Origin of the sequence: Helicobacter mehlei (genome assembly GCF_003660265.1) — a bacterium.
GTDB lineage: Bacteria > Campylobacterota > Campylobacteria > Campylobacterales > Helicobacteraceae > Helicobacter > Helicobacter mehlei.
In genome coordinates this window covers 1-12,500 of record NZ_QXQP01000004.1, presented here as the reverse complement: position 1 = coordinate 12,500, position 12,500 = coordinate 1, and the positions used below count along the sequence as shown (strand labels likewise).

Sequence of the window (12,500 nt, the reverse complement as noted above, 5' to 3'; positions counted from 1 at the left end):
AAGTGGCCAAACTAACTCCTAGACAAAAAACACAACTTGATGAATATACGATGTCTGAAAAGATCGCTATTTTGCTCATCCAAGTGGGCGAGGAGGCGACTGCTGGGATTTTAAGGCATTTGGATGTGGATTCCATCACCGAGATCAGCAAGCAGATTGTCCAGCTCAATGGTACGGACAAAGCCATCGGGGCGGCTGTTTTGGAGGAATTTTTTGCCATTTTACAATCCAATCAATACATCAACAGTGGCGGGTTTGAATATGCTAAGGAACTCCTGATCAAGGCCTTAGGTCCTGAGCAAGCCAAGGTGATTTTGGAGAAGCTCAGCCGTAGCCTACAAACCCAAAAGAACTTTTCTTATTTGGGGCGCATCAAACCCCAGCAACTTGCTGACTTTATTATCAACGAACACCCCCAAACCATTGCACTGATTTTGGCGCACATGGAATCGGCTAATGCCGCTGAAACCCTCAGCTTTTTTCCTGATGACATGAAAGCGGAGGTGAGTATCCGCATGGCTAGTTTGGGGGACATCTCACCCCAAATTGTTAAACGCGTCTCTACGGTGCTAGAAAATAAATTGGAGGCCTTGACTAGCTATAAAGTCGAGGTGGGTGGCACGCGTGCGGTGGCCGAAATTTTCAACCGCTTAGGGCAAAAAGCGGCTAAGACCACGCTAGCGCGCATTGAAAACATCGATGCCAAATTAGCCAATGACATTAAAGAGATGATGTTCACCTTTGAAGACATCAGCGGACTTGATAACTTTGCGATTCGTGAAATCCTCAAAGTGGCGGATAAAAAAGACCTCACTTTGGCTCTTAAAACCTCTACAGAAGAACTCAAGACCAAGTTTTTAAGCAACATGAGTAGCCGAGCTAGCGATCAATTCATTGAGGAGATGGCTTACTTGGGTGCTGTCAAAATTAAAGATGTGGAATCCGCCCAGCGCAAAATCATCGAGATTGTGCAATCTCTGGCTGAAAAAGGTGTGATCCAAATGGGCGGAGAGGAAGATACTGTTGAATAATTTAAGCGATGAGAATTTAATTGCCAAAGAAGATCTCTTTAAACACAGCATTAAAAAATATGAGTTCAAATCCATCGCCGATTTTCCTTTAGAAAAACCCCCCGAAAAAGAGGAGTCCGATCAGAGCAACGCGCCCACACCCCCCCCCGGAGCCCCCCACGCGTTCCATCCAGCTAGAAAACGATCTCATCGAGTGCTTGCTCAAAAAAACCGATGAGCTCTCTAGCCAGTTAGCCAAACTCCAAATACAATTTGAAAAGAGTCAGGAGGAAAGCCAAACCCTCTTGCAACAAGCCAGAGAGGATAGTTACAAGATCGGCTTTAGTGAGGGCGAACAAAAGGCAAGGGGCGATCTGAGTGCCAGCATTGATGAAGAAAAAAGGCATCTCTTGCACTCCCTAACTTCAATCGATCAGACCATGCAACAATCCCAGAACCATTTGGAGACTTTGGAGAAAGAATTAAGCGCGATTGCCGTTGAGATTGCTAAGGAAGTTATTGTTAAAGAAGTGGAGCAAAAAAGCCAAGAAGTGGCTTTGGCTTTGGCTAAAGAGCTTTTAAAAAACATCATGGATGCAACTGACATTTGCGTGAAGGTCAATACCCTAGATTACCCCTTTTTATCCCAAAACCTCAAAGATTTACCCAAAATCAAGCTAGAACCCAGCGATGCGATCGCTAAGGGCGGGGTGCTTATCAGCAGTTCTCAAGGCAATATTGATGGGAATTTGATGGCGCGTTACAAAAATTTAAAAGAAAGCGTGCTAGATAATTTAAAGGTTTGATATGGAATGTGTTCTCAAAGATTTAGAAGTCTATGGGCTAGAGAGCGCGCAACTTGAGAAGGTTTGCGTGCTTTTAAGGGAGCGCATTTTGGAGGTGGTTAGCCATAATGGTGGGCATTTGAGTTCTTCTTTGGGGGCGATTGAGATCATTGTGGGCATGCACAATGTCTTTGACAAAGACAAGCACCCCTTTATTTTTGATACCAGCCACCAAGCCTATGCCCATAAACTCCTAACGGGGCGTTTTGAAGCATTTAGCACCCTACGCCAGATTGGGGGGATCAGCGGATTTGTGCGCCCTAGTGAATCGCCCTATGACTATTTCATTGCCGGGCATAGCTCCACGGCAATTTCTGTGGGCGTGGGCGTGGCTAAGGCTTATGCACTCAAGGGTATCGATCATGTGCCCGTGGTGATGGTGGGCGATGGGAGTTTGAGTGCAGGGCTAGCTTATGAAGCCCTAGATGAGCTAGGCGATCGCAAATACCCCTTAGTGATTGTGTTAAACGACAATGAAATGAGCATTGCCAAACCCATAGGGGCGATCAGCAATGCGCTGTCCCATTTGATGGCGCGCCCGCTCTACCAGTCTTTGCGCGAGAAAATCAAAAATATTTTAAAGTCCATGCCTGAGGGGGTGAATTATTTAGCCAACCGCTTTGAGGAGTCTTTTAAGCTCATCACGCCCGGGATTTTATTTGAGGAGTTAGGCATTAGCTACTTGGGACCCGTTGATGGGCATAATTTGGAGGCAATCACCCAAGCCTTCCAAATTGCTAAAGACACCAAAGGACCTTTACTCATCCACGCCCAAACCACCAAGGGCAAGGGCTATCAAATCGCAGAGGGGAAATATGAGAAATGGCATGGCGTAGGGCCCTTTGATCTCAAAACTGGGCAAAGTCTTAAAAGTGCTCCTAAGCCCTTGAGCCCCACACAGGTTTATTCAGACACCCTTTTTGAATTGGCTAGCCAAGATGATAAGATCGTGGGGGTTACAGCGGCTATGCCCGGGGGCACAGGGCTTGGCAAACTCATAGATAGCTACCCCCAGAGGTTTTGGGATGTTGCCATTGCCGAGCAACACGCCGTAACCTCTATGGCGGCTTTAGCTAAAGAGGGTTTTAAACCCTTTGTGAGCATTTATTCCACTTTTTTACAGAGAGCATTTGATCAGATCGTGCATGATGTGGGAATCATGTCCTTGCCTGTAAAATTTGCCATCGATCGCGCTGGGATTGTGGGTGAGGATGGGGAAACCCACCAAGGATTGCTAGACACCGCTTACTTGCGCCCCATCCCCAACATGGTCTTGCTGGCCCCTAGGGATAACGCCACTTTAAAACAGGCGATTTATTTTGCCAACCAATACAATCAAGGTCCATGTGCCTTTAGATATCCTAGAGGATCATTTTTGCTCCCTGATGGGGCGTTTGAGGCTAAACCCTACACCTTAGGCAAGTGTGAGTGGCTTCAAGAGGGGGGTAAAATCTTATTGGTAGGCTATGGGAATGGCGTGGGGCGGGCGTATGCGACTTTGAAGTTATTAGAGGCAGAGGGCTTGGAAGTGGGGTTGTTGGATTTGTGCTTTTTAAAGCCCTTGGATTCAGATTTGCAAAATATTTTGCCCCGTTACTCTAAAATTTATGTCTTTAGTGATTCGTATTTGATGGGGGGTGTTGGGAGCGCGCTATTAGAGTTTTTGGGCGGGGGGGTGTATTTGAAGAGTTTTGAAGTGGGTGATTTGTATGTCTTGCATGGCAATAGTGTTGCGGTGGAGTGTACTTTAAAAATCGATCCAACAACCCTAGCCCAAGAGATTTTAAAGGATAACTCATAGCTTATTTTGCTAAGATTAAATAAAATGCTAGGAGATTTTATGCTCACTCTCAAACAAGCTATGTCTTTATCAGTCTCTGAATTAGACACACTCAAAGCCACGATCGCCCAAAAAGTTGCAGAAAAACCCGAATTAAATGCCTATATCGGCACACCAGATGCCTCCAGCGGTCCGGGCGTACCCATTTTGATCAAGGATAACATCAACGTCAAGGGTTGGGAGATCACTTGCGCGAGCCAGATTTTACAAGGCTATATCGCGCCCTACCATGCGGGGGTCATTGACAAATTGCATGCAAATGGCATGTGTGCCTTTGGGCGTGCCAACATGGACGAATTTGCCATGGGAAGCACCAGCGAGTCAAGTTGTTATGGGGGGGTGAAAAACCCTAGGGATTTAAGCCGTGTGGCTGGGGGGAGCTCGGGGGGGTGTGCTAGTGCGGTAGCGGGCGGGGTTGCCATTGCCGCTTTGGGGAGTGATACGGGGGGGTCCATTCGCCAGCCAGCTAGTTATTGTGGGTGTGTGGGGCTTAAGCCCACTTATGGGCGCGTGAGTCGGTATGGGCTGGTGGCTTATAGTTCAAGTTTAGATCAAATCGGGCCCATTACCCAAAATGTGGAGGATTGTGCGCTTTTATTAGATGCTATTAGTGGGGCAGACAAACGCGACTCGACCAGTGCTCCCCTAGAGAGCACGCTCACTTTTAAAAATTTAGACAAGGATCGCCGCCTTAAAATCGGGGTGCTGAAAGATTATTTGCAAGAAGCCGATGAGTCCATTGCCATTGCTTATTATGACAGCGTGCATTTATTGGAGGAAATGGGGCATGAGACCTTCCACTTTGATTTGCTAGAGAGCAAACACCATGTCGCCACTTACTATGTGATCAGCACCGCTGAGGCCAGTTCTAATCTAGCCCGCTTTGATGGGGTGCGTTATGGGCAGCGCGTTGCTAGCTCTAATCTTAAGGAACTCTATAGCCTGAGTCGCAACACGGGTTTTGGGGAGGAGGTCAAAAGACGGATCATGTTGGGTAATTTTGTGCTGAGTAGTGGCTACTATGATGCCTACTACCTCAAAGCCCAAAAGGTGCGCACTCTCATCGCCCAGCAATACACCCAAATTTTTAAAGAAGTTGATGTGATCTTAGCCCCTGTGGCCCCTAGCGTAGCACCCAAATTTAATGCGCATGCCACACCCTTGCAAATGTATTTGAGCGATATTTACACCGTGGGGGTGAATTTAGCGGGTCTGCCCGCTCTCTCTTTGCCTGTGGCTAAGGACAAAACGGGACTGCCCATTGGCATGCAATTGATTGGGAGGACTTTTGGGGAGCAGGATATTTTAGATGTGGCTTACGGCTTGGAGCAGGAGTTAAATTTGACATTTTAAGATAAGGAGAATCCATGCAAACCATCGGTAGAGCCCTCACTTTTGAGGATGTGTTGTTAATCCCGTGTTATTCAGAGGTCTTGCCCAAAGAGGTCAGCGTGATCTCTAGGCTTAGCAAGCGCATCAGTTTAAATATCCCCTTTGTGAGCGCGGCTATGGACACGGTTACGGAATACCAAAGTGCTATTGCGATGGCAAGGTTAGGGGGGATTGGGATCATCCACAAAAACATGGGGATTGAAGAGCAAGTTCAAGAGGTGTTGAAGGTTAAAAAGAGTGAAAGTGGGGTGATTCACGATCCCATTTATATCCATGCCAAGTCGAGTTTAGCGGAAGCTAAAGCCATTACGGATAATTATAAAATCTCGGGTGTCCCCGTGATTGATAAGGGAGGAAAACTCATTGGCATCTTGACTAATCGTGATCTGCGCTTTGAAAGTGACTTGAGTAAGCGGGTGGAGGAAGTGATGACTAAAACCCCCTTGAAGACTGCCCATGCGGGTGTGAGTCTAGATGAGGCACAAGCCATCATGCACCAACATAAGATTGAAAAACTCCCCTTAGTGGATGAAAACGACATCCTGAAGGGGCTCATCACCATTAAAGATATCCAAAAACGCATTGAATACCCCCAAGCCAACAAAGACCATTTGGGGCGTTTGCGTGTGGGAGCGGCTTTGGGGGCTAACCAACTCGATCGGGCTAGGGCGTTGGTCAAGGCCGGGGTGGATGTCTTGGTTTTGGATAGCGCGCATGGGCATTCGCTCAATATTATCAAAACCCTAGAGGCAATTAAAAAAGAGCTAGACATTGATGTCGTGGTGGGGAATGTGGTGAGCGCGCAAGCCACTAGAGATTTGATCAATGCGGGTGCAGATGCGATTAAGGTAGGGATTGGACCGGGGAGCATTTGCACGACTCGCATTGTGGCTGGGGTGGGGATGCCCCAGATGAGCGCGCTGGATTTTTGCTACCAAGAGGCGCGTAAATACGATATTCCTATTATTGCCGATGGGGGTATTAAATATTCCGGCGATGTGGCTAAGGCTTTGGCAGTGGGGGCATCTTGCGTGATGATTGGGAGCTTGATTGCGGGCACTGAGGAGTCCCCGGGGGATACGCTGATCTATCAAGGTCGGCAGTATAAGAGTTATCGGGGCATGGGGAGCATTGGAGCGATGAGTAAGGGGAGTTCTGATCGCTATTTTCAAGAGGGTTTGGTAGCTGAAAAGCTGGTCCCTGAGGGGATTGAGGGGCGCGTGCCTTATCGGGGTAAGATTGCGGATATTATTTACCAGCTTGTGGGTGGTTTGCGATCCTCAATGGGCTATCTAGGGGCTAAGGACATCCCCACTCTCACTAAAAACGCCCAATTTGTGGAGATCACTGCTGCGGGCTTAAGAGAGTCGCATGTACATGATGTAGATATCACCAAAGAAGCCCCCAATTATCATGGCTAGCTTTAATGCTAAATCAATCTTTTTAAAGTAGAATGCTTTTTTTAACACCAATGCAGAGAGGTTATTTTGGAGTCTTTGGATTACTACGAGATGCTAGGCGTGGAGCGCACCGCCGATAAAGAGAGCATCAAAAAAGCCTATAAAAAATTAGCCCTGAAATACCACCCCGATCGCAACTTGGGCGACAAAGAAGCTGAGGAGAAATTTAAGGAAATCAGCGAGGCTTATAGCGTGCTAGCTGATGATCAAAAACGCCAAATTTACGATCGCTATGGTAAGCAAGGCTTAGAGGGGCGGGGTATGGGCGGGGGCTTTGGCGATTTGGGCGATATTTTTGCGGATTTGTTTGGGGAAGATTCTATTTTCTCCAATGCCTTTGGGTTTGGCAAACGCCAGCCACAATCCAAAATCCCCAAAGACTTGTTGGTACCCCTAGAATTGAGCTTTAAAGAAGCTGTTTTTGGGTGCAAAAAAAATATCAAGCTTGATTTTAAAGCATGGTGTGGGGCATGTCAGGGGAGCGGGGCTAAGGAGGGTAAGACCCAAACTTGTCCGCACTGCCAAGGCAGGGGGCAAAGTTTTATCCAGCAAGGTTTTATGACTTTGGCAAGCACCTGTACGCATTGTCAGGGCAAGGGGCAGGTTGTCAAAGAAAAATGCGGCTCTTGTAAGGGTCAGGGTTTTATAGTCCAAAAGGAGGAGTTTAGCCTAGATGTACCCGAGGGGATTGATGCGCAAAATCGTATCCGCGTGGCTAGGCGGGGCAATGAATACCAACAGGGCATGCGTGGGGATTTGTATTTGGAAGCCGTGGTGGAAGAAGATGAACATTTTGTGCGGCGTGGGAATGATATTTACATTGAAGTGCCCGTATTTTTCACTTCTATCCCATTGGGGAGTAAAATCATGGTGCCCTCGTTAAAAAAAGAACTGGAATTGCAAATCCCACCCAACACCGCCGATCACGCGCCCTTTATCTTCAAAAATGAGGGGGTCAAAGATGTCAATAGTAGTCGGCGTGGGAATTTGATCGCGGTGGTGAAAATTGTTTATCCCCAAAAACTCGATGAGAAGCAAAAAGAACTCCTCATCAAACTCCATGAAAGTTTTGGCTATGAGAGCGAGCCATATAAAAATGTCTTTGAGGTGTGTTATGGCAAGGTCAAACACTGGTTGCAGGACTTGGTGAAGAAGTGATTGAAATCTGAATTGTGCTTGGAGATGACTGTCTTGCTCCATAAGCTGTTTGCCCCCCAAGAGCCCCCTCCATTTAGTCGGCGTAAATCGCTACATTGCGTCTAAAGACTATAGTCGTTTTGGAATCTTGGTTACCATTGTTTTGGGCTTTAAAACGTTAGTGTGGTGGGGCGTGTTGGTGGTCTGCGCACACCAAACCATATCAAATCGCCTAGATATACACGCGGGGCAAGCGGCGGGTGAGCATGGTGATGGATTCGTAATTGATAATGCCTAAAATCTTAGCAACATCGCTAGCTCCCATCGCCCCGCTTTGTGGATCGCCTAGCAAGATCACCTCATCGCCCTCTTGAGTAGGGATATCCCCCACATCAATAAAACACTGATCCATGCACACCCCCCCAATGATAGGCACTTGTTGCCCATGCAAGAGCCCCCAAGCCTTGTTACCTAAAATCTTAGAAAACCCATCCCCATAGCCTAAAGGCAAAACCCCCACTTTTGTAGGTGCTAAACAATAATACCCCTCGCCATAGCCCACTAAACGCCCCGCCTCAATGTTTTTTAAGCTCACAATTTGCGCTTTTAGAGTGATGGCATGTTGTAATTCTAAGCCCTTTTTATTCAGGGCATCTTCTGTGTAAATGGAGGGGTGCAGACCATAGAGGGCTAATCCCGCACGGGCTAAATCTAGGCCGTAATTCTCCATAGACAGAGCGACTGCGCTGTTGGCCATGTGGCGGTATTTAAACTCTAGTCCCAAGACTTTGAGTTGGTTTAAAAAATCCATAAAACGCCCGGCTTGCTCTAGGGCGTAAGTTTTATACAGGGCATCGGCGTTGCTGTGGTGGGTGAAAATGCCTTCCACTTCTAGGCCCTTAAGTTGGGCGATTTTGGCCACTTGTTTAGCATTTTGCTGGGTGGGTAAAAAGCCTAGACGGCTCATGCCTGTATCGATCTTGATATGCACCTTGAGGGTTTGTTTTAAAGATAGGGCGACTTCTGAGAAATGCTGGGCTTGCTTGAGTGAAAAAATTGTTTGGGTGATGCGTTGTTCTACTAGAGTTTGTGCCATGTGATCGGGAGTGAAGCCTAAGATCAAAATGGGAATTTTGCTAAACTCTTGGCGCAACTCCAAAGCTTCATCTAAGGTTGCCACGCCTAGATAAATGGCACCTTGCTCAATAAACACATGGCTAGCCCCTAGCGCACCCGCACCGTAGGCATTGGCCTTCACCACAGCCATTAAGGGCATTTGGCAGGCTTGTTGGATCACTCCAAAATTATGCGCTAGAGCGGCGGTACTGACCTCTACATAACTAGCGCGCGGGGGTTGGTTGGCAAGCATGGGGGTTGTTGGGGCAAGTGTTAAAATAGGCATGCGTTTCGGCCACCACAACTTTATAAAGCAAGAGCAGGGCGATGAGATTGGGGATTGCCATCAGTGCATTAGCAATGTCTGAGAAATTCCACACAAATTCTAGCTTGGTAACCGATCCTACAAAGATAGTGATGAGATAGAGAATGCGGTAGGGGAAAATATAACGCTCCCCAAAGGTAAATTCAATGCTTCTCTCCCCATAATAAGCCCAGCCCACAATGGTTGAATAGGCAAAAAAGATGGTGGAGGCAAAGACAATCCAGCCAGCATGGGGGTAAAAGTAGCGCACACTCTCATAGGTTAGCAAGCTGGCATCGTGAAATTCTTTATACACAGGCGACATCAAAACTAAAAGAGCCGTAGAGGTACAAACCAGCATGGTGATGATCAACGGTTGTAACATGGTGATTAAAGCTTGTTTGACCGGATGTGCGCTTTTAGAAGCGGCTGCCACAATGGCAGCACTCCCCATGCCTGCCTCATTAGAAAAGAGTCCTTTAGAAACCCCAATTTGGATCATGACTAACAAGGTTACCCCCCCGGCTGTGCCCCCTAATATTTGTTTGGGATGCAGGGCATCAGCAAAAATAAGCTTGAAAGCCTGCAAGGCATCTAGAGGGTGGGTGATCACAATATAAAGTGTAGTGAGCACGTATAAAAGCACCATAAAGGGAGCAAAATAGTCGCTAAATTTGCTAATAGACTTGATCCCCCCCATTAAAATCAACCCGGTAATGGCCGTGATCACAATCCCAGAGAACCAAGCAGGCATAGAAGCATGGTGTAAGAGAATCGAAGAGACGGCGTTAGCTTGGGTCATGCTCCCAATGCCAAAGGAGGCCAATAAAGTAAAGAGTGCAAAAATAAAGGCGAGTTTGGGCATGTTCAAGCCGTTTTTGATGTAATACATCGGACCGCCCTTGTGCCCGAATTTGCCCACCTCTCTATATTTTAGGGACAGGACACCCTCAGCATATTTGGTCGCCATGCCCACCAAACCCGTGATCCACATCCAAAAGATACTCCCCGGCCCCCCTGAAACAATGGCAACAGACACGCCAATAATGCTCCCAATCCCCACGGTCGCACCAATAGAGAGCATTAGACTTGAAAACTGTGAAATATCACCCTTAGAGTGCTTGTCTCTGGTGCAAAGCACCTTAAAAGCATGGGGGATTTTAGAAAATTGTAGGCCCTTCAACACAAAAGTGTAAAATAAGCCCGTGCCCACAAGCAAAACTAACAAGGGGGGCCCCAAACCCACGTCTTGAAAATCTCTAACCACGCATTGAGAGAGGCCATGGATAATCCTTAAGTGGTGTAAAAACTAATCTCTAAAAAAAGCCGAGAAGAGCATGGTATCTTGGCTTTTCTCGTTGCAACCTTTTAAAGTCAAATCAGCGATGATTTGCCCGATAGCTGGTGCTAGGGTTACCCCTAACCAGCCTAGTCCGGTGGCATGAATCAAGTTTTTGTATTGTTTGTCATAGCCCAGATAGGGAATATCATTGGGGGTTAGAGGTCTAAACCCGCACCACTCTTTGGGCTCTAGCATTTCAAAGGGCTTAGTGAAAGTGGTGAAATTCTTTTTGATGTTGGCAATTTGAGAAGCCGTAACACTCGAGTCACTGGTGTTGAGCTCTAATTTAGAAGTGATCCGCACATCATGCCGTCTAGGAGTCATCGCCAAGAAGATGTCGGCAAATAAAGAAGAGGTCTTGGGCTTTAAACGCTCCTCCATTCTAAAGGTGATGCTATAGCCCTTGGCACCCATCATCAAAAAGTTATTTTTAGTTTTCTTAAGTAAGTAGGGGTTTGCACCGGTGGCCAAAATGATTGTATCAGCTTGGTATTTGTTGTAGTTTGTCAAAACACTGCTGATTTTAGAGTCCTCAAAATCAAAATCCAACACCTCTTCGTTGTAATAGAAAGTCACGCCCTCTTCTTTCAAGTAGGCTTGCAAACTCTCCATCACTTCCCGAGCATCGACATGGGCATTTTCGCTCAACAACACACTTCCGGCAATGCTATCTTCTTTGGCAACGGGCATGTATTCTAGAGTTTCTTGGGCGTTAAAAACCTGGTAAGTCTTGGGATCGTAGTGTTCCTGGCACAATTTGACCTTTTTTTTGAAATTGTGCTTGAAAGTGTAGATCATCAATAAGCCATCTTCTTTGAGCCAAAAATCCATGCCCTTAGAAAGCATTTCATGGTAAATATCTAGGCTCATCCAACCATAGTGCTCAAACAATGCCATCGTGCGCTTGGCTGCCTTAACATTAGCACTTCTGACAAATTTCCACAGCCATTTGTAGAGTTGGGGGTTTAATCCCCAATGAATATCTAAGGGTGCTTGCCCTTTTAGCATGAGATTCAAGGTGTCTGAGACTACACCGGGGCTAGATAAGGGGGTTTTTTTAAATGCCGAGATGAGCCCAGCATTGCCAAAGGAAGTCCCATTGCTCCCATCACCTTGCTCGATCACGCTCACTTGACGCCCAAGTTTATGCAATGCATAAGCACAACTCAAACCTACAATGCCACCGCCAATCACCACGACATCTTTTTGCATGCACTCTCCCTATTTTTGTGCGATAGCTTCAATCTCCACCAAACCATCTTTGGGGAGTTTGGCGACTTGATAGGTTGCCCGAGCCGGGTAGGGCTCTTTAAAATAGCTCCCGTAAATCTCATTCACCACGCTAAAATGATCCAAATTCTTAAGTAAAATGGTGGTTTTCACAATGGCATGCATGCCCAAACCTGCCTCTTGCAAAATGGCTTTGATATTTTCCATCGCTTGCTTGGTTTGGGCTTGGATGTCCTCTCCTGCAAATTCTCCATTTTGTGGGTTAATGCCTAATTGCCCGGATACAAAAACCAAATGGTGGCTCTCAATAGCTTGGGAGTAGGGGCCAATCGCCTTAGGGGCGCGCTCTGAATGGATTGCTTTCATGTATGCTCCTTAAAGATAAAAAGTCCCATTATAGCATTAAATAAATAACAGCTATTTGATCTCAACATGGACGGGTTTGCCAATGTGCTCAGTGATCGGGGCGATTTGCGCATCGGCCTGTTCGCGATTGGCATACGGACCAATCAAGTAACGCTTTTGCCCGTTGATCTCTTGGACTTGGTGGGGGTATTGCTTGATGGTTTCCAAAAAGTGCGGGTTGGGGGCTTTGCTAAACACGCCCACTTGCAAGTAAATGCCTTTGGGGATCGCCGCCGGTGCAGGGGGGGCTTTGGGGGCAGGATTTTGGGGGGGTAGGCGTTGGGGCTTTAGCTACGCTTTTAGGGAGCTCTTTAGGTTTGGAGACGGGGTGTTCTTGGGAAACTTGTTTGCTCGGCGGGGTGGCGTGTGCTACTTGGGCTTTGTGGGGGCTCTGGGGGCTTTGTGGGGGCTTTTTTCTC

Annotated in this window: 10 protein-coding genes and 2 pseudogenes; 7 read left to right on the top strand and 5 right to left on the bottom strand. The window is 47.1% G+C overall.

Translation table 11 applies throughout. The features are described from left to right. Window positions 1–50 precede the first annotated feature (50 nt). The 6 genes and pseudogenes from fliG to dnaJ all read left to right on the top strand — a co-directional run bounded on the left by fliG (window position 51) and on the right by dnaJ (window position 7,705). Window positions 51–1,031 (top strand): flagellar motor switch protein FliG, encoded by a 981-nt coding sequence (gene fliG, locus EAO36_RS02050; RefSeq protein WP_235852202.1) that lies wholly within the window; start codon window positions 51–53, stop codon window positions 1,029–1,031. Then, window positions 1,024–1,816 (top strand): annotated as a pseudogene (fliH, locus tag EAO36_RS02040) (flagellar assembly protein FliH). The gene fliG and the pseudogene fliH overlap by 8 nt, the downstream one beginning before the upstream one ends. A 1-nt stretch (window position 1,817) precedes the next feature. Continuing rightward, entirely contained in the window at window positions 1,818–3,656 is a 1,839-nt protein-coding gene (dxs, locus tag EAO36_RS02035) for a 1-deoxy-D-xylulose-5-phosphate synthase (protein ID WP_120947715.1), read from the top strand. A gap of 39 nt (window positions 3,657–3,695) precedes the next feature. Then, window positions 3,696–5,048: an Asp-tRNA(Asn)/Glu-tRNA(Gln) amidotransferase subunit GatA gene (gene gatA / locus EAO36_RS02030; RefSeq protein ID WP_120947714.1), complete on the top strand. Its 1,353-nt coding sequence runs from the start codon at window positions 3,696–3,698 to the stop codon at window positions 5,046–5,048. Between the two features lie 14 nt (window positions 5,049–5,062). Continuing rightward, complete coding sequence (gene guaB / locus EAO36_RS02025; RefSeq protein ID WP_120947712.1) at window positions 5,063–6,508, top strand: IMP dehydrogenase; 1,446 nt, start codon at window positions 5,063–5,065, stop codon at window positions 6,506–6,508. A gap of 66 nt (window positions 6,509–6,574) precedes the next feature. Beyond that, window positions 6,575–7,705: a molecular chaperone DnaJ gene (dnaJ, locus tag EAO36_RS02020; RefSeq protein ID WP_185962955.1), complete on the top strand. Its 1,131-nt coding sequence runs from the start codon at window positions 6,575–6,577 to the stop codon at window positions 7,703–7,705. A 211-nt stretch (window positions 7,706–7,916) separates the two neighbouring features. Here dnaJ and alr read toward each other — a convergent pair whose 3' ends face one another. The 5 genes and pseudogenes from alr to EAO36_RS08635 form a co-directional block, all read right to left on the bottom strand. Beyond that, window positions 7,917–9,053, bottom strand: a complete 1,137-nt coding sequence (gene alr / locus EAO36_RS02015; protein ID WP_120955665.1) for an alanine racemase — start codon at window positions 9,051–9,053, stop codon at window positions 7,917–7,919. Further along, window positions 9,025–10,388: pseudogene (locus EAO36_RS02010) on the bottom strand (alanine/glycine:cation symporter family protein). Before EAO36_RS02010 ends, alr begins: the two are co-directional and overlap by 29 nt. A 25-nt stretch (window positions 10,389–10,413) precedes the next feature. Further along, entirely contained in the window at window positions 10,414–11,658 is a 1,245-nt protein-coding gene (locus EAO36_RS02005) for an NAD(P)/FAD-dependent oxidoreductase (protein WP_120947706.1), read from the bottom strand. 9 nt (window positions 11,659–11,667) lie between these two features. Beyond that, the gene (locus EAO36_RS02000; protein WP_120947704.1) at window positions 11,668–12,042 is read right to left on the bottom strand and encodes a RidA family protein; all 375 of its coding nucleotides are present in this window, start codon (window positions 12,040–12,042) and stop codon (window positions 11,668–11,670) included. Between the two features lie 51 nt (window positions 12,043–12,093). Then, a complete protein-coding gene (locus tag EAO36_RS08635) occupies window positions 12,094–12,291 on the bottom strand; it encodes a hypothetical protein (RefSeq protein ID WP_235852341.1) in 198 nt (65 codons plus the stop codon). A 4-nt stretch (window positions 12,292–12,295) separates the two neighbouring features. Here EAO36_RS08635 and EAO36_RS08630 point away from each other — a divergent pair. Further along, on the top strand, window positions 12,296–12,500 hold a 205-nt coding region (locus EAO36_RS08630), incomplete at its 3' end, for a hypothetical protein (RefSeq protein ID WP_235852340.1).

Coding starts and splice junctions, on each gene's coding strand:
- fliG (WP_235852202.1), top strand. CDS start 51: ATGTCTGAAAAGATCGCTATTTTGCTCATCCAAGTGGGCGAGGAGGCG.
- dxs (WP_120947715.1), top strand. CDS start 1,818: ATGGAATGTGTTCTCAAAGATTTAGAAGTCTATGGGCTAGAGAGCGCG.
- gatA (WP_120947714.1), top strand. CDS start 3,696: ATGCTCACTCTCAAACAAGCTATGTCTTTATCAGTCTCTGAATTAGAC.
- guaB (WP_120947712.1), top strand. CDS start 5,063: ATGCAAACCATCGGTAGAGCCCTCACTTTTGAGGATGTGTTGTTAATC.
- alr (WP_120955665.1), bottom strand. CDS start 9,053: ATGCTTGCCAACCAACCCCCGCGCGCTAGTTATGTAGAGGTCAGTACC.
- EAO36_RS02005 (WP_120947706.1), bottom strand. CDS start 11,658: ATGCAAAAAGATGTCGTGGTGATTGGCGGTGGCATTGTAGGTTTGAGT.
- EAO36_RS02000 (WP_120947704.1), bottom strand. CDS start 12,042: ATGAAAGCAATCCATTCAGAGCGCGCCCCTAAGGCGATTGGCCCCTAC.